The sequence below is a fragment of the Pseudomonas sp. P97.38 genome (genome assembly GCF_001269745.1).
Classification (GTDB): Bacteria; Pseudomonadota; Gammaproteobacteria; order Pseudomonadales; family Pseudomonadaceae; genus Aquipseudomonas; species Aquipseudomonas chlororaphis_E.
In genome coordinates this window covers 433,300-448,760 of record NZ_LHVJ01000015.1, presented here as the reverse complement: position 1 = coordinate 448,760, position 15,461 = coordinate 433,300, and the positions used below count along the sequence as shown (strand labels likewise).

General features: G+C 64.9%; 16 protein-coding genes. 11 read left to right on the top strand and 5 right to left on the bottom strand.

Annotated elements, in window-relative coordinates; genetic code table 11:
- Positions 1 to 26: 26 nt before the first annotated feature.
- Both AD664_RS12210 and AD664_RS12205 read right to left on the bottom strand, forming a co-directional pair.
- On the bottom strand, positions 27 to 254 hold the full coding sequence (locus AD664_RS12210; protein WP_053146823.1) for a hypothetical protein: 228 nt from the start codon (positions 252 to 254) through the stop codon (positions 27 to 29).
- Positions 247 to 1,035: a VacJ family lipoprotein gene (locus AD664_RS12205; protein ID WP_053146822.1), complete on the bottom strand. Its 789-nt coding sequence runs from the start codon at positions 1,033 to 1,035 to the stop codon at positions 247 to 249. The genes AD664_RS12210 and AD664_RS12205 overlap by 8 nt, the downstream gene beginning before the upstream one ends.
- 227 nt (positions 1,036 to 1,262) lie before the next feature.
- Between AD664_RS12205 and AD664_RS12200 the strand changes: the two genes are divergently transcribed.
- The 4 genes from AD664_RS12200 to kefC all read left to right on the top strand — a co-directional run bounded on the left by AD664_RS12200 (position 1,263) and on the right by kefC (position 5,869).
- Positions 1,263 to 1,973 carry a response regulator gene (locus AD664_RS12200; protein ID WP_053147071.1) on the top strand — a complete coding sequence of 237 codons (711 nt, stop codon included), beginning with the start codon at positions 1,263 to 1,265 and terminating at the stop codon, positions 1,971 to 1,973.
- Complete coding sequence (locus AD664_RS12195) at positions 1,970 to 3,322, top strand: cell wall metabolism sensor histidine kinase WalK (RefSeq protein WP_053146821.1); 1,353 nt, start codon at positions 1,970 to 1,972, stop codon at positions 3,320 to 3,322. Before AD664_RS12200 ends, AD664_RS12195 begins: the two co-directional genes overlap by 4 nt.
- Positions 3,323 to 3,531: 209 nt before the next feature.
- A complete protein-coding gene (gene kefF / locus AD664_RS12190) occupies positions 3,532 to 4,053 on the top strand; it encodes a glutathione-regulated potassium-efflux system oxidoreductase KefF (protein WP_053146819.1) in 522 nt (173 codons plus the stop codon).
- Position 4,054: 1 nt separating this feature from the next.
- Positions 4,055 to 5,869 (top strand): glutathione-regulated potassium-efflux system protein KefC, encoded by a 1,815-nt coding sequence (gene kefC, locus AD664_RS12185; protein WP_053146817.1) that lies wholly within the window; start codon positions 4,055 to 4,057, stop codon positions 5,867 to 5,869.
- 15 nt (positions 5,870 to 5,884) lie between these two features.
- Here kefC and AD664_RS12180 read toward each other — a convergent pair whose 3' ends face one another.
- Positions 5,885 to 6,757: an aldo/keto reductase family oxidoreductase gene (locus tag AD664_RS12180; RefSeq protein WP_053146815.1), complete on the bottom strand. Its 873-nt coding sequence runs from the start codon at positions 6,755 to 6,757 to the stop codon at positions 5,885 to 5,887.
- A gap of 100 nt (positions 6,758 to 6,857) precedes the next feature.
- Here AD664_RS12180 and AD664_RS12175 point away from each other — a divergent pair, with 100 nt between their 5' ends.
- The 5 genes from AD664_RS12175 (at position 6,858) to AD664_RS12155 (ending at position 11,738) form a co-directional block, all read left to right on the top strand.
- Positions 6,858 to 7,757, top strand: a complete 900-nt coding sequence (locus AD664_RS12175; RefSeq protein WP_053146813.1) for a LysR family transcriptional regulator — start codon at positions 6,858 to 6,860, stop codon at positions 7,755 to 7,757.
- Between the two features lie 208 nt (positions 7,758 to 7,965).
- Positions 7,966 to 8,649: an SOS response-associated peptidase family protein gene (locus AD664_RS12170; RefSeq protein ID WP_053146811.1), complete on the top strand. Its 684-nt coding sequence runs from the start codon at positions 7,966 to 7,968 to the stop codon at positions 8,647 to 8,649.
- Positions 8,650 to 8,743: 94 nt separating this feature from the next.
- Entirely contained in the window at positions 8,744 to 9,124 is a 381-nt protein-coding gene (locus AD664_RS12165) for a RidA family protein (RefSeq protein WP_053146809.1), read from the top strand.
- A gap of 220 nt (positions 9,125 to 9,344) precedes the next feature.
- Complete coding sequence (locus AD664_RS12160; protein WP_053146808.1) at positions 9,345 to 9,884, top strand: thioesterase family protein; 540 nt, start codon at positions 9,345 to 9,347, stop codon at positions 9,882 to 9,884.
- 90 nt (positions 9,885 to 9,974) lie between these two features.
- On the top strand, positions 9,975 to 11,738 hold the full coding sequence (locus tag AD664_RS12155; protein ID WP_053146806.1) for an L-lactate permease: 1,764 nt from the start codon (positions 9,975 to 9,977) through the stop codon (positions 11,736 to 11,738).
- Positions 11,739 to 11,783: 45 nt separating this feature from the next.
- Here AD664_RS12155 and AD664_RS12150 read toward each other — a convergent pair whose 3' ends face one another.
- Positions 11,784 to 12,119, bottom strand: a complete 336-nt coding sequence (locus AD664_RS12150) for a hypothetical protein (protein WP_042731684.1) — start codon at positions 12,117 to 12,119, stop codon at positions 11,784 to 11,786.
- 245 nt (positions 12,120 to 12,364) lie between these two features.
- On the opposite strand from AD664_RS12150, the gene AD664_RS12145 reads away from it, so the two are divergent.
- Positions 12,365 to 13,021 (top strand): polysaccharide lyase family 7 protein, encoded by a 657-nt coding sequence (locus AD664_RS12145; protein ID WP_053146803.1) that lies wholly within the window; start codon positions 12,365 to 12,367, stop codon positions 13,019 to 13,021.
- A 97-nt stretch (positions 13,022 to 13,118) separates the two neighbouring features.
- Here the strand turns inward: AD664_RS12145 and AD664_RS12140 are convergent, their stop codons facing one another.
- On the bottom strand, positions 13,119 to 14,210 hold the full coding sequence (locus tag AD664_RS12140) for an SMP-30/gluconolactonase/LRE family protein (protein ID WP_042731682.1): 1,092 nt from the start codon (positions 14,208 to 14,210) through the stop codon (positions 13,119 to 13,121).
- 251 nt (positions 14,211 to 14,461) lie between these two features.
- Between AD664_RS12140 and AD664_RS12135 the strand changes: the two genes are divergently transcribed.
- Positions 14,462 to 15,424 carry a DMT family transporter gene (locus AD664_RS12135; RefSeq protein ID WP_042731688.1) on the top strand — a complete coding sequence of 321 codons (963 nt, stop codon included), beginning with the start codon at positions 14,462 to 14,464 and terminating at the stop codon, positions 15,422 to 15,424.
- Positions 15,425 to 15,461: the final 37 nt, after the last annotated feature.

Genomic DNA, 15,461 nt, shown 5'->3' with positions numbered 1-15,461 from the left:
AGCTGGCAATTTGACAGCCAGCGTCCTCAGCGCTCGCCGTTCTCGACCATCCAGCGCACCATGTCCACCAACGCCACTCGATGCTGGTGCACGGCGCACCAACCGACATTGTCCTGGCTGAACCGCTCGACATAGCGGCTGAGCACCACATGGCGCCCATCCTCGGCCAGGTGCAGCTCCACCTCGCGGCAGTGCAAGGCCCCCTGCTCAAGCGTGCGCATCCGTCGATGCAAGACCAGCGCGCCCCTACTCATCGGCGTTCTCCTCGTCCGGGCACGTTGATTGATCGGTCACCACCGCGCCCAGCTTGCCCTCGGCGACAACATCGGCGCGCCGCTGCGCCATGGCCTCTCGCAGGGCCGCGTAATAGTCCGGTCGGGCTCGCAGTTCGTCTGTCAGCGGCAACGCCTGCGCACGTCCATCGACGATGCCGCCGGCGGTGTTGAGCGTGCCCAGGGTGTCGACGGTACTGCTGTTGTCACCGAACGGGCTGACCATGAAATCGATCACCTTGCCCGTAGCGTCCCGCAGGTTGGCCGTTCCCAGTATCGGCAGTTCCACGGTCGGCCCCGCCGCGACGTTCCAGACGCCGAACGTCTGGCCGAAATCGGCCTCGTGGCGTTCAATACCCAGTTTGCCGGAGACATCGACCAGACCGACGATGCCCGCCGTGGTGTTGATCACGAAACGGCCCAGGGTGTTGACCGAGCGCTGGGCGTTGCCTTGCAGCAGGTCGTTGACGAACACTTTGGGCTCGCCGAAGTTCGCCACGAAGTTGTGCACACCGGCCTGGAAGAACCCAGGGAGCTTGCGGTAACCGCGGGCCACCGGGGCCAGCGCATAGTCATCCACCGTCCGGTTGAAAGCGAAGATGCCGCGGTTGATGGGCTCGGCGGGATCATGGACGCCATAGCGCGCATGCTCGCAACGGCCGGGCGTGGCCGCCGGCGTCTGGGCACAGCCGCTGGCGAGGGCGGCGAGTGCCAGGACCAGGGAATATCGAACACGTAACGAAGCGGGATCGGTGAGCGGCATACGGGGCTGTCTCGGCAAGGAATTGAGGAAGTGCTGCCTGAATGCCCGTGGCGAGTGTGGTCGCAGGCAAACTGACTGACACCGGCGCAATCCTGCCGCCGTTTTCTTGCCCGAAGATTTCCGCAACATTGCCCAGCGGTAACTTTATTTCCGGATTGAAATATATGACGCGGGCCCTGGATTGACCCTAGTATCGACGCCTGTATTCCTTGCCCAGCGTGCCCGCCGTGAGCCATTTACTACTGGTGGACGACGACCTCGAAGTCCTCGCCCTCTTGCGCAAATTCCTCGAACTACACGGTTACAGCGTGGACGTGGCCGCCGACGGTCGCGCCCTCTGGCAAGCGGTGGAACGCCGGTTGCCGGACCTGATCATCCTCGACGTCATGCTGCCGGGCGACAGTGGCCTGGTGCTGTGCCAGCGACTGCGGGCCGAGCACACCGTGGGCATCGTCATGCTCACCGCCATGGGCGAATTGAGTGACCGCGTCGTGGGCCTGGAGCTGGGGGCGGACGACTACCTGACCAAACCGTTCGATGCCCGCGAACTCCTGGCCCGGGTCCGCGCCGTCCTCAGGCGCACCGGCGAAACCAGGAGCCCCGCCAACGACACGTCCCGCTGGGTGCTGGCGTTCGATAACTGGCAACTGGACGTCACCCGCCGCGAACTGCGTTCACCGGACAACGTCATGATCCCGCTCTCCACCGGCGAGTTCGAACTGTTGCTGGTCTTCGTCGAGCACCCGCGCCGGGTGCTCAGCCGCCAGCAGTTGCTGGACATGGCCCGTGGCGAGACTTACGACGCGTTCGACCGCAGCATCGACGTGCAAGTCAGCCGGCTACGCCGCAAGCTGGAAACCGACAGCACCGGCGCGTCGATGATCCGCACCGTGCGCAACGGCGGCTACCTGTTCACGCCCCAGGTGGTAAAACGATGAAACCGCCGCGCTCGGGCGCCAAGCGCCCACGGGACACCCTGGCGCGCTGGATCGCCCTGACGACCCTCGGTGCCATGCTGACGTTGCTGGCCCTGAACGCGCTGTTCAGCCAATTGGCCGATGCCTGGGCGCGCCCGCCCCTGATGGAAACCGGCCTGTTCGAAAAGATCTCCGCCATCAGCCGCATCATCGACTCGGCAACGCCCGAACAGCGCCCCGCCATCGCCAGGGCCGCCAGCGACCAGGCATTCAGCACGCAATGGCTGCAACACCATGACGACGCTCGAGTGCCAGTGGTCGATGACGACCCGCAATACAACGACGGCGCGGCGCGGCTGCGCCAGCAACTGGGCAGGCCGGATGCGCGGATAGAAGGCTACGAGCCGAGCGACTGGCCCGCTGGCGAACCCGGCGCGCGCTACGCCGCACTGATCGAACTGAGCGATCATTCGTGGGTGATGTTTTCCATGCCCGCGCGCAATTGGGGGCTGGAAGACTGGGAGCGCAACCTGATCATCCTGGCGTTGATCCTGCTGTCGACCTTCATCGTGGCGCTGGTCGCCACCCGGCACCTGGCCGCGCCCCTGGAACGCTTCGCCGAAGGGGCCAGGCGCTTTGGCGTGGATCACCGGGCCCCGCCCATTCCCGTGATCGGCCCTTACGAAATCCGCCAGGCGATCCTCGCCTTCAATGCCATGCAGGCCCAGCTCAGGCACTTCATCGAAGACCGCACGCAGATGCTCGCCGCCATCTCCCATGACCTGCGGGCACCGTTGACCCGCATGCGCCTGCGCGGGGAGTTCATCGACGATGCCGAGCAGCAATCCCGGCTGTTCAGGGACGTGGACGAGATGCAGGCGATGGTCAACTCGGCCCTGGAGTTCTTCCGCGACGACGCCCGGCTGGAGCATGCCACCGCCTTCGACCTGGCCGAACTGCTGCACACCGTCGTCGATGATTTCAAGGACGCCGGCATCGAGGTGGCCTTCGAGGGCGCCCAGCGGTTCGTCTATGTCGGCCGGCCCATCGGGATCAAGCGCGCCTTGGTGAACCTGATCGACAACGCGATCAAGTACGGCAGCGAACCGGCGGTGCAACTCAAGGCCTGGACCGATCACGTCGAGATTCGCATCCTCGACCGCGGCCCAGGCATTGCCCCCGAATACCAGGAGCGGGTATTCGCTCCGTTCTTCCGTCTCGAAGGCTCACGCAACAAAAACACCGGCGGTGTCGGCCTGGGCCTGTCAGCAGCCCGGGCCACCGTGCTGGAGCATGGCGGGACGCTGAGCCTGAACAATCGTCGCGGTGGCGGCCTGGAGGCCAAGGTCCTGCTGCCCTTGAATGGTTAGCCCGGCAACGGCTGGAAAAACCCCCACAACGAATAATGCGCTAAACAATCGGCGCCTTCCTCGATAGGATGTCCGGCCCCGCTGCCCCGGCCCTGTCCGGGAAGGCGCTTTTTTTCTGCCCGACACCGCGCTCGGGCGCAATCGTTCCCCCTTCGCTCACGTGTACCAAAGGATCGACGGAGCCAATTGAACGTTATGGAGTTCACCCGATGATTCTTATCATTTACGCCCATCCCTACCCCGATAAATCGCGGGTCAACCAGGAGATGCTCAGGCGCGCCGCCCGTCACCCGGAAGTGGTCATCCGCTCCCTCTACGAGCTGTATCCGGACTTCGACATCGATGTCGAGGCCGAACAGCGGGCAGTCGAGCAAGCGCAACTGGTGGTGCTGCAACACCCGATGTACTGGTACAGCGCCCCACCGCTGATGAAATTGTGGATCGACAAGGTGTTCACCCAGGGCTGGGCCTATGGCAAGGGCGCCGTCGCCCTCAAGGGCAAGCCCTTGCTGTGGGCCGTCACCACCGGTGGCGCGCACGATCATTTCCAGATGGGCGACTACCCCGGGTTCCCGGCGCTGGCCCAACCCCTCCACGCGACAGCCCTCTACTGCCACATGCGGTGGCTGGAGCCGGTGGTCGTGCACGGCGCGTATGCCGGTGCCTGCGACGCCCAAGACGCACAAATCGAGCACTATTGCGCTCGCCTGGCCGCCTGGAAGGACGATTGAAATGGAAACACATAGCCTGATTGAAATGCTCATCTACCTGGGCTCGGCGGCTCTGATCGTGCCGATCGCCGTCCGGTTGGGGCTGGGCCCGGTGCTGGGCTACCTGCTCGCCGGTTGCGCCATCGGCCCCTGGGGCCTGAAGCTCGTCACCGACGTCAAGGCGATCCTGGAATTCGCCGAGATCGGCGTGGTGCTGATGCTCTTCATCATCGGCCTCGAACTGGACCCCAAGCGCTTGTGGGCGCTGCGCAAAATGGTGTTTGGCGGCGGCGCGCTGCAAATGCTCGCCTGTGGCGCAGCCATCGCCTCGTTCTGCGCGCTGCTTGGCCTGAACTGGACGGCGGCGCTGCTAGTGGGCCTGACCTTGAGCCTGTCCTCCACGGCCATTGCCATGCAGGCCATGAGTGAACGCAACCTGACCGCGACTGCCGTGGGGCGCAGCAGTTTTGCCGTGCTGTTGTTCCAGGACATCGCCGCCATTCCCCTGGTGGCCATGATCCCCCTGTTGGCGGCCCACGGCGGAACCCCGTCAGGCGCCGACCTGGCCTTGTCGATCGGCAAGATCGTCGCGGCAGTCGGCCTTGTCGTGGTGCTCGGCCGTTACGTTTCCCGGCCGCTGCTGCGCTTTGTCGCCAAATCCGGCCTGCGGGAAATCTTCAGTGCCGTCGCCCTCTTCCTGGTATTCGGTTTCGGGTTCCTGCTGGAGGAAGCCGGCCTGTCGATGGCGATGGGCGCATTCCTCGCCGGGGTGCTGCTGGCCAGCTCGGAATACCGGCACGCCCTGGAAAGCGACATCGAGCCGTTCAAAGGCTTACTGCTGGGGTTGTTTTTTATCGGCGTGGGCATGTCGATCGACTTCGGCACCCTGATCCATGCGCCGCTGAAGGTCCTGACCCTGACCCTGGGTTTCATCCTGATCAAGCTGCTGGTGATCCGGCTTATCGCACGCTTGCTCAACGTCCCCGGTGGCCAGCGCTCATGGCAGGCGGTGCTGCTGGGCCAGGGCAGCGAATTTGCCTTCGTGGTGTTCGGCGCCGCGACGGTCGCCGGCATCCTGACCGAGCAATGGGGTAAAAGCCTGACGCTGGCCGTGGCCCTGTCGATGTGCCTGACGCCGTTGCTCATCCTGCTGTTGGCGCGCATGGAGTCCGCCAGCAAGAAGAACCGCCAGGAATCCGACCTGGTCGACCCGCAGACGCCCCGGGTGATCATCGCCGGGTTCGGCCGGTTCGGGCAGATCGCCGGCCGCCTGCTGATGTCCTGCGGCGTCGAGGTGGTGGTATTGGACCACGACCCGGACAACATCGAGACCTTGCGCAAATTCGGTGTGAAAGTGTTCTACGGCGACGCCACCCGCCTCGACCTGCTGGAAGCGGCCGGCGCGGGCCAGGCCGTGGTGATGATCAATGCGATCGACGACCAGGAAGACAACCTGAAGCTGACGCGCCTGGTCCGGGAACACTTCCCCGGCTTGAAGCTGCTTGCCCGGGCCCGGGACATGGGGCACATCATCGCCCTGCGGCAACTGGGCGTGGAGGCCGCCGAGCGGGAAACCTTCGAAAGCGCGCTGGCACTGGGTCGAAGCGCCCTAGTGCAGATGGGTGTGGGCAGCTACGAAGCGCGGGAGCGCGCGGACCAGTTCCGTCGCCTGAACCTGCAGATGCTCGACGAGATCGTGGCCCATCCGGCGGACGACCTCGACTTCCGCCACAACGCCTACCGACGAGCCAACGCATTGCTCGAAGAAATGTTCAACGAAGACCGCGCCCGGCCGACCCACGGCTGGTCCGAACAGCATCGGCCGGAGCCGGACTGAGTCGCGCGCCCGACGTCAGCCCACCTCCACCAAGGCGTCCAGCTCGGCGAGCAGCGCCGGTGCAAGGGTCAGCTCGCTGGCACTGAGGTTTTCCCGCAGGTGCGCCAACGATGACGTACCCGGGATCAACAGGATGTTGGGCGCCCGTTGCAGCAGCCACGCCAGGGCCACGCACAGCGGCGACGCCTCCAGGCGCGCCGCGACGCTGGACAGGGTTTGCGATTGCAACGGCGTGAAGCCGCCCAACGGGAAGAACGGCACGTAGGCGATGCCTTCGCGGCCAAGCTCGGCGATGAGGGACTCGTCGGCCCGATGGGTCAGGTTGAAGTGGTTCTGCACACAGACAACCTTGGCGATGCCTTGGGCCTGCCTGACCTGCGCGACGGTGACGTTGCTCACGCCCAAATGCCGGATAAGTCCCTGGTGCTGCAACTCAGCCAGGGCCGTGAAGGCTTGCTCGATGGATTCGTCCGAGGGCGAACTCACATTGCCCCATACCCGCAGGTTGACCACATCCAGCACATCCAGGCCCAGGTTGCGCAGGTTGTCGTGCACCGCCTGGGTCAACTCGGCGGGGCTCTGGGCCGGGTTCCAGGAGGCATCGGCGCCGCGCACTGCGCCCACCTTGGTCACGAGGGTCAAGTCCTCGGCATAGGGGTGCAACGCTTCGCGAATCAACCGGTTGGTGACGTGCGGGCCGTAGAAGTCGGCGGTGTCGATGTGGTTGACCCCGCTAGCCACGGCCTCACGCAGCACCGCGACGGCCGCCGCCGGGTCCTTGGGTGGCCCGAATACATGGGGCCCCGCCAGTTGCATCGCCCCGTAGCCCATGCGCTTGACCGCACGGTCGCCCAGTAGAAAAGTGCCTGCCTTGTCTGCAATGCTCATCGCGTGCCCCTTGGATCAATGAAAGTACGAGCACTATAAGCATTGACCATTGCGCTGATAATCAGGTGCAATCGGCACAGCTTGTACGAGGGAGAGAACAATGGCGGCGGATATCCAGGATTTGCTGGCCTTCGTGGCGGTGGTCAACGCAGGGGGCTTTCGCGAAGGCGCGCGGCTCAGCGGCAAGTCTGCCTCCAGCCTCAGCGATGCGGTACGCCGGATGGAGCAGCGCCTGGGCGTGCGCCTGCTCAACCGCACCACTCGCAGCGTGGTACCAACCGAGGCCGGTGCCCGGTTGATGGAGCGCATCGTGCCGGCCCTAGGCGAGGTCGAGTCGGCGCTGGACGTGGTCAACGAATTTCGCGACCGCCCTTCGGGCACGCTGCGGCTGAACGTGCCGGCCAGCGCGGTCAGGCTGGTGCTGCCCGCGATCGTCACGCCGTTCCTGAAAAGCTACCCCGACATTCGCCTGGAGGTGATTGCCGAAGAAAGCTTCGTGGACGTGCTCGCGGCCGGTTGCGACGCCGGCATCCGCTACGACGAGCGCCTTGAGCAGGACATGATCGCTATCCCCATCGGCCCGCGTTTCCAACGCTTCGCCACGGCGGCCTCACCGGCGTACCTGGACGCCATGGGCCGCCCCGAACACCCGCGGGACCTGCTCCAGCACGCCTGCCTGCGGGGCAAGTTCGCCAGCGGCGCCATGCCGCCGTGGGAGTACGAACGCGACGGCGAAACCGTGAGCGTCGACCCGAGCGGCCCGTTGATCGTGCGGATCGGCGGCGCGGTGGACCTGGCGGTCCAGGCCGCCCTGGATGGGCTAGGCGTAATCTACCTGTTCGAAGACTGGCTGCGCCCCTACCTCGACAGCGGCGCCCTCGAACCGGTCCTCGAACCCTGGTGGCAGCGCTTCACCGGCCCCTTCCTCTACTACCCCGGCCGCCGCTACCTGCCCTCGCCGCTGCGGGCCTTCGTGGATTTCATCCAGGCCCGCAAGTGACGGTGGCGGCCTGACTCGACAGGGCTGCACGCCGATCCGGCGGTTTCGGCCCAGCCCACCCGCCACTCGTCCCCCCGCCCTCAGGATTTTCGAACCAAGCGTCTCGCTACGGCTCGTAGCTACATGACACCGCTGCAAGCGACGGGGCATCACGGCTTGAACGGCGGGCGCATTGAGTGTCCTTGCAGTTCACTGCCGGAGTTTCGCCATGTACGAATGCCTAGTCCAACAGGTTTCCTCGAAGGAGTCCCTGGCGTTTTTTGCCCAACGCGATACCCACGGCACGGGTTTCAAGGCCAGTGCGCCCGCCGCCGGGCTGTCGGTGACGGCTCAGTTCAAACCCCACGACCAGCAGAACCTGATCAAGCCGAACATGCAGCTCAGTGCCATTCGCTGCCGGGGCGGGCGCCTGGAGTGCATCAAGGTGCGCTGGGGTTGGTCGCCGATCTGGTCCGTCGGAACGATGCCGCCGCTGACCCATCTGCCGCTGCACCTGGTGATGCGCTCCAAGGTCTTCGATCGAATCAAGCGCGAGGGCCGGGTGCTGGTGGCGGTGAACGGCTGGTACGAGTCGGCCGACGCCACCCTGGCGCCCGCCTCCCCGCGCCTGAGCTACACCGCGTCCAACCAGGCCGCGCCGATCTTCCTCGCGGCCCTGGCCCAGGCCAGCGAAACACCCAACGGCTGCGATGGCCTGACCCTGGTGACCTACGGCGACATCGCCAGCAAGCAGCAGCGCCTGCTGGCCTTCACCGGCGAGGAAGCCCTCCAGTGGCTACGGCCCGACCTGGAGTGGGAACAGGCGCAGCAGATCGCGGCGAGCGCGGCGCTGGTCAACCCACCCCTCGGGCACATCCCGACCACCCAACGGCTGGCCCAGGGCCGGAGCTGACAGCGGCCACTCAAGGAAATCACGAAAGGCTCGACGAGAGACGGTAAACTGGCCGCCTGAATCCGCTCCTCACCCCTTTCGACAAGAGGCTTGCATGGCCAATCCAGACATCACCTTCACCCCCGACCCAGACGCAGATTCCATCTCTTCCGACGTTGCCGGCTTCGGCGGCCTGCTGGTTTCCACCCAGATCCCGACCCGGGCCGATGGCAGCCTGGAGCTGGGCGACATCACCTTGCAAAGCGAATGCACCTTGCAAGCCCTCAAGACCGCCCTGGAACGCGCCGGCAGCTCCATGGACCGGGTCCTGCACCTGACCATCTACCTCACCGACATGGCGGATCGCGCCGCCTTCAACGAAGTCTACAAACGCTTCTTCGCCAAACCCTGGCCGGTGCGCGCGGCCGTGGGCGTGGCGGCGCTGGCAGTAGAAGGCATGCGCGTGGAAGTGACGGCAATGGCCGCCAAGGCCTGAATCAACAATCCACCCCGTGGCGAGGGAGCTTGCTCCCGCTGGAGCGCGCAGCGGTCCCAGGCTCCCGGCGGGTTGATCACTCAACGGGAGCAAGTTTCCTCGCCACAGGATATGCCACCTGCCCCAAACGCGCGTTTTCCCGAAAAACAGTCATTTACGCACCTAGCCCGGCCTCGGCCACGCCGCTAAAGTGCGCCATTTCCATCCTGGTGGCGTGCTCATGAATCTCTGGTTCCGACTCTTGTTGATGCTGTTGCGTCGTCCCTGGCGCAAGCCCACTGACCCTTTGGGCACCACTGTGGTGCGGATGCGCGTCTGGCCACTGGACCTGGACCTCAACCGCCACGTCACCAACGGGCGCTACTTCACCCTGGCCGACGTCGGGCGCATGGATTACGTGCTGCGCAGCGGCGCCTACAAAGTCGCCCTGCGCCACCGTGCGGTGCCGATCGTGGGGGATGTCTGGGGCAAGTTCCGGCGCGAACTCAAGCTGTTCGAAGCGTTCGAGGTGCACTCGCGGATGCTCGGCTGGGACGACAAGTGGACCTTCATGGAACACCGTTTCATCAGCCAGGGGCGCGTGGTCGGCGTGGTGATCATGCGGGGCCTGTTCCGCTCGGCCCGGGGCACGGTTGCACCGGGTGAGTTCATCCGCGCACTGGGGCTGGCCGAACAGTCGCCGGCGCTGGCGCCCTGGTTGAGTGCCTGGTCGCAAAGCTGCGATGGCTTGAGCCTGGCGCTGCGAGAGGAGCAAAACTGACGAGACGGCCTGCCGCCCAATCCCCTTCTATACTGTTCTGCCAACCCCCACGGGGCCTGCACTTCCAATAATAAAAAGCAGAGGTGGAACATGGTCTGGCAACAAGTCTACGATCCCTTCGGTAATGCAGTGCTGTCGACGCTCCTGGCGGCGGTCCCGGTGGTGGTGATGCTGGCGTCCCTGGCGTTCTTTCATATCAAGGCGCACCTGGCGGCGCTGCTGGCCCTGGCGTCGGCCCTGCTGATCGCGATCTTCGCCTTCGGCATGCCCGCCGGGATGGCCGGGTCGGCGGCGTTGTACGGCGCGGCCAACGGCCTGTTACCCATTGGCTGGATCGTGCTCAACATCATTTTCCTGCACCGCCTGACCACCGAGAACGGCTCGTTCAAGGTCCTGCAGGATTCCCTCGCACGCATCACCGACGACCGGCGCCTGCAATTGCTGCTGATCGCCTTCTGCTTCGGCGCGTTCTTCGAAGGCGCGGCCGGCTTCGGTACGCCGGTGGCGGTGACCGGGGCCATCCTGATCGGCCTGGGCTTCTCGCCCCTGGCCGCCTCGGGCCTGGCCTTGATCGCCAACACCGCGCCCGTGGCGTTCGGTGCCCTTGGCACGCCCATCATCACCCTGGCCAAGGTCACCGGCCTGGATGAAATGGAGCTGTCGATGATGGTCGGCCGGCAACTGCCGTTCTTCTCGGTCATCGTCCCGTTCTGGCTGATCTGGGCATTCGCCGGCTGGCGCAAGATGCTGGAAATCTGGCCGGCGATCCTGGTGGCCGGCGTCAGCTTCGCCATCCCGCAGTTCCTGGTCTCCAACTACCACGGACCGATGCTGGTGGACGTGATTGCCGCGCTGATTTCCATGGCCTGCCTGACCGGCTTCCTCAAGGTCTGGAAACCGGCCACGGTGCACACCTCCGCCGCGCTGTCGGGGCGGGTCGATGACTCGAAGATCGAGGCCAGCGAACAGGCACAGCCCGTCGCCGGCGGTGCGTTCGCCAGCGATGCGCGCCCGGCCGTGCTGCGGGCGTGGATGCCGTGGATCATCCTCACCGTGTTCGTCTTCGCCTGGGGCACCCAGGGCTTCAAGAACCTGTTCGACACCCGTGCGGCGCTCGACCCGCAGACCCAGTCGGTCAAGCTGGACCCGCAAGGCAAGCCGGTGCGCGAGGCCAATCCGCTGTTCTCGCCGATGCTGACGTTCAGCACCCTGCACCAGCAGATCGAGAAAGTCCCGCCGGTGGTGCCACAACCGAAAACCGAGGAAGCGATCTACAAGTTCAACTGGTTCACCGCCACCGGCAGCGGCATCTTCCTGGCGGCCATCCTCGGCGGCCTGCTGATGGGCTATTCGATCCCGCAACTGCTGCGCCAGTACCTGCGCACGCTGTGGGTGGTGCGCTATTCGCTGACCACCATCGTGGCGATGCTGGCCCTGGGGTTCCTCACGCGCTATTCGGGGCTGGACGCCACCATGGGCCTGGCCTTCGCCGCGACGGGCATCTTCTACCCGATGTTCGGCACACTGCTGGGCTGGCTCGGCGTGGCGCTGACCGGTTCGGACACGGCGTCCAACGTGCTGTTCGGTGGCTTGCAGCGGGTCACGGCGGAACAGTTGGGGATCAGCCCGGTGCTGATGGCGGCGGCGAACAGTTCCGGCGGGGTGATGGGCAAGATGGTCGATGCGCAATCGATCGTGGTCGCCTCCACCGCGACTCGCTGGTACGGCCATGAAGGGGAAATCCTGCGCTACGTATTCTTCCACTCGGTCGTGCTGGCGATCCTGGTGGGCGGGCTGGTGACGTTGCAGGCGTATGTGGTGCCGTTCAGTCGGATGGTGGTCGGGGGGCACTGAGGGGACTGTGGCGAGGGAGACGCTGACTCGCCACAGAGTGATGGCTTACTGAACGTTCTTCAGCTTGACCACATCACCGGACACCGAGGTGGTGTAGCCGGTCAGGACCCACGCCCAGAACCAGTTTTCCTGGACTTGGGTGTTGATCATGGCGTCGCCGCCCTTAGCCTTGATCGCAGCGGTCTGGGCGCGCACGAAACGGCTATTCTGCTGGATCGGGATCACCCCGAACAGCAGCAGGCCGGTGGCCTTGGCTTCACTGTGGCCGACTACGGTGTATTGGCTGCTGTCGTATTGCTGGGTTTTCATCGGGGCGCCGGTGCAGCCCGCCAGGGCCAGGCCGAGCAGTGCGCAGGCAGCGATCTTGCTGAGGTGGTTCATTGAATACTCCATGGGAAAACGCCCGGGATCCATCTCTCGGGCGGCGCGTACTCTAACCGATCAGCATCAGATTGACAGCATTCCCTTGTCCAGCTGCGAGGCGCCACCCAGAGCCGCTCGTCAGTTGCCGCTCCAGCGAAACGGCACGCCGTCGATAAACCAGTCACTGCGCCCGGCAAGGCCATTGGTTGCCCAGCAGACCGAGTATCGATGAACGACGGCCAGCCCCGTTGGAGCGCTTGAGCATGATTGACCTGACTGTCTGGAACATCACCCTGCCCGTGCAAACGCCGGCCCTGACCGTGGCCACCAAGGCCATGCCGACGCTGCAGAGCCCGTATTTCAACCGCAACGGCGAGCGCATCGTGTTCTGGGCACCGGTGACCGGTTCCCACACCGGCAAAAGCGACTTCCCGCGCTCCGAACTGCGGGAAACCAGTAAGGACGGCAAGCTGCGCAACTGGCGCTACAACAGTGGCCTCAACACCCTCAACGGCACCTTGTCGGTAAACCAGGTACCGTCGGAAGGACGGGTCGTGGTGGCGCAGATCCACGCCAAGGACGCCCCCGCCCCGCTGCTCAAACTGGTGTATCGCTACGCCAAGGGCACCGGCAACCTCGACGTGGAATACCGGGTCAAGCCCAAGGACGTGAAGAGCCCGGTGCTCTTCAGCGTGCCGAACATGGCGCTGAACAAAGCCTTCACCTATGCGTTGCAGATGGACAAGCAAGGCAAGCTCACCGTGCTGATCAACAGCCTCGGCAAACAGGTCAAGCTGGACCCTTCCTGGTACGGCTACGACTTCTACTTCAAGGCCGGCGTCTACACTCTGGACAACGTCGGGTACGCCAGCGAAGGCGGGAAAGTGACCTACACCAGGCTGGACGTCGGCCATAAATGACCGGCGTCGCCCCTCCCGTGGCGAGGGCGCTTGCTTGCGCGGGGCTGCGAGGCAGCCCGCGCCACAGGAAAAGGGCTGCCTGACAGCACTCGATCGATCAGGCGAACGTCGCCCCCCGCGTATTCACGAACAGTGAATACAACGAATGGCTGCCCGCCATGAACAACCGGTTACCTTCCCGGCCGCCAAAGCAGACATTGGGGCAGCGTTCCGGCAGGGAGATGTGCCCGATAGCCTTGCCTTGAGGGTTGAACACCCGCACGCCATCGAGTTTTTCCAGGTCGGCCTTGGGGTCACCGTTGCCGCCCCAGCCGCACCAGAGGTTGCCGCTTTCGTCGCACTTGATGCCATCGATGGCGGCGTAGTCCAGGCCCTCGATGTGCTTGCGCCGCTCGCCCAAGGTGCCGTCGTCCTTGACCGTGATCGCCCAGATCAGACGGTTGGGCTTGGCCCGGCCTTCGACCACGTAGAGGATTTTCTCGTCCGGGGAAAAGCACAGCCCGTTCGGCCCCGCCAGGTCGTCGATCACCCGGCTGAGCGTACCGGTCTCGCCATCGATGCGGTACACCGCATGGGGCTGGGCCGGTGTGACCTTGTGCCCTTCGTAGTTGTTGCCGGTCTGGAACGGTGGGTCGGTGAACCAGATCGAACCGTCCTTCTTGCAGACGATGTCGTTGGGCGAGTTGAGCGGCTTGCCCTCGAAACTGTCTGCCAGCACGGTGATCGTGCCGTTGTGCTCGGTGCGGGTCACGCGCCGGCCTTCGCTGGAGGTGGTGGAACCTTCGCACACCAGCAACCGTCCCTGGCGATCCCGGCACATGCCGTTGGAGAAGTTGGAGTGCTCGCGGTACACCGAGAGATCACCGGTGATTTCATCCCAGCGCACGATGCGGTTGTTGGGAATGTCACTGACCAGCAGGTAGCGACCGTCGCCGATCCACACCGGCCCTTCCGCCCAGCGCAGGCCGGTGGCGAGCTTTTCCACGCTGGCGTTGAAGATGCGCAAGTCCATGAAGCTGGGGTCGAGGATATTGATCAACGGGTCCGGGTAACGCTGGCTCAGCGGTTCGGCCTGGGCGAGCCCCGGCAGGTTGCCCAAGGTAGCGGCAGCCGCCGAAACCACCAGGGATTTTTTCAGGAAGACCCGACGCCCCTGATCGGCGGCGGTTGAAGATTGCGAAGCATCCATCGTGCGTCTCTCCGTTATTGTTATTGGACGGGAGCACAGTTTTACTCCGTGATAAGACATCGTACAAGATGGACAATCCTGCGTTTTGTTGCGACGACCCGCATTTCATCCCACTGATGGCGAGCCACTGATATCGACTGCGCGCTTGTTTCCTGGCCTTTCGTGGGGTAAAAACTCATGTTGTACGATAACTAATAACAATAATGGTCATCCGAAATACTTGCTCGGGTGGCCTGCCCTTCGAGACTGCCATGACCCTCGCTACTGCCGCTCCCACTCCACTTCCCCGGCACCTCGCGGTGCTTGTCCTGCTGTGCATGGGCTGCGCCTTTGCCGGTAATCATGTCGCCGCCCGGGCCGCCTTCGACGACGGCGCCGGGGTGCTGCTGGCGATCCTGCTGCGCTCGGGCGGGACCTTGCTGGTGCTGGCCGCCCTGGTGCTGTGGCAACGCCAGAGCCTGCGCCTGCCCCGCGGTGCGTGGCGCTGGCAGCTGACGCTGGGGTTGTTGATCGGTGCCCAGAGCCTGTGCCTCTACTCCGCCGTGGCACGGGTGCCCGTGGCGTTGGCGCTGCTGGTCGGCAACCTCTTTCCGATTCTGCTGGCGCTGCTCACCTGGGCACTGGGTGGGCCCCGCCCGACCGCGCGCACCGCCGCGCTGATGGGGATGATCCTGGTGGGCCTGGTGTTCGTGCTGGAGGTGCCGGCGCGGCTGGCCTCTGAACAGAGCGTCGGCCCGCAATGGCTGGTCGGGGTGGGTTTGGCCTTCTGCGCCGCCTGCGTGTTTGCCTGCGCCTTGTGGATTACCGACCACAAGTTGTCCCAGGTGCGCGGCTCGGTGCGCAGCCTGCTGACGATTTTCATCGTCTTCAGCAGCGTCAACCTCGCCGGCCTGACCGGCGCCCTGCCTGGCGGTTTCGACCTGCCGGCCAGCAGCACCGGCTGGCTGGCCCTGGCCACGCTGGTGGTGCTCTACGGCACCGGGTTCACCGTCCTGTTCATCTGCGTGCCGCGCCTGGACATGCCGCGCAACGCCCCGGTGATGAACATCGAACCGCTGGCCACGCTGCTGATTGGCTGGCTGGTGCTGGACCAGATGCTCAACCCGGGCCAGGTGCTGGGCGGCGCGATCGTGGTCACCGGTATCGTGCTGCTGACGTACCGCAAGGTTGAACGGGCCAAGGCGCCCGTGGCCGGGGTGGCTGGGCGCAATTGAAGCACCGGCGTCCTGCCCTGGCGATCAGGTTCCGTGG

Bases quoted from the DNA above. Each gene is read 5' to 3' on its own strand.
- AD664_RS12160 (WP_053146808.1), top strand. From the start codon at position 9,345: ATGAATCTCTGGTTCCGACTCTTGTTGATGCTGTTGCGTCGTCCCTGG.
- AD664_RS12155 (WP_053146806.1), top strand. From the start codon at position 9,975: ATGGTCTGGCAACAAGTCTACGATCCCTTCGGTAATGCAGTGCTGTCG.
- AD664_RS12205 (WP_053146822.1), bottom strand. From the start codon at position 1,035: ATGCCGCTCACCGATCCCGCTTCGTTACGTGTTCGATATTCCCTGGTC.
- AD664_RS12135 (WP_042731688.1), top strand. From the start codon at position 14,462: ATGACCCTCGCTACTGCCGCTCCCACTCCACTTCCCCGGCACCTCGCG.
- AD664_RS12175 (WP_053146813.1), top strand. From the start codon at position 6,858: ATGGCGGCGGATATCCAGGATTTGCTGGCCTTCGTGGCGGTGGTCAAC.
- AD664_RS12170 (WP_053146811.1), top strand. From the start codon at position 7,966: ATGTACGAATGCCTAGTCCAACAGGTTTCCTCGAAGGAGTCCCTGGCG.
- AD664_RS12180 (WP_053146815.1), bottom strand. From the start codon at position 6,757: ATGAGCATTGCAGACAAGGCAGGCACTTTTCTACTGGGCGACCGTGCG.
- AD664_RS12195 (WP_053146821.1), top strand. From the start codon at position 1,970: ATGAAACCGCCGCGCTCGGGCGCCAAGCGCCCACGGGACACCCTGGCG.
- AD664_RS12210 (WP_053146823.1), bottom strand. From the start codon at position 254: ATGAGTAGGGGCGCGCTGGTCTTGCATCGACGGATGCGCACGCTTGAG.
- AD664_RS12150 (WP_042731684.1), bottom strand. From the start codon at position 12,119: ATGAACCACCTCAGCAAGATCGCTGCCTGCGCACTGCTCGGCCTGGCC.
- AD664_RS12140 (WP_042731682.1), bottom strand. From the start codon at position 14,210: ATGGATGCTTCGCAATCTTCAACCGCCGCCGATCAGGGGCGTCGGGTC.
- AD664_RS12165 (WP_053146809.1), top strand. From the start codon at position 8,744: ATGGCCAATCCAGACATCACCTTCACCCCCGACCCAGACGCAGATTCC.
- kefF (WP_053146819.1), top strand. From the start codon at position 3,532: ATGATTCTTATCATTTACGCCCATCCCTACCCCGATAAATCGCGGGTC.
- kefC (WP_053146817.1), top strand. From the start codon at position 4,055: ATGGAAACACATAGCCTGATTGAAATGCTCATCTACCTGGGCTCGGCG.
- AD664_RS12145 (WP_053146803.1), top strand. From the start codon at position 12,365: ATGATTGACCTGACTGTCTGGAACATCACCCTGCCCGTGCAAACGCCG.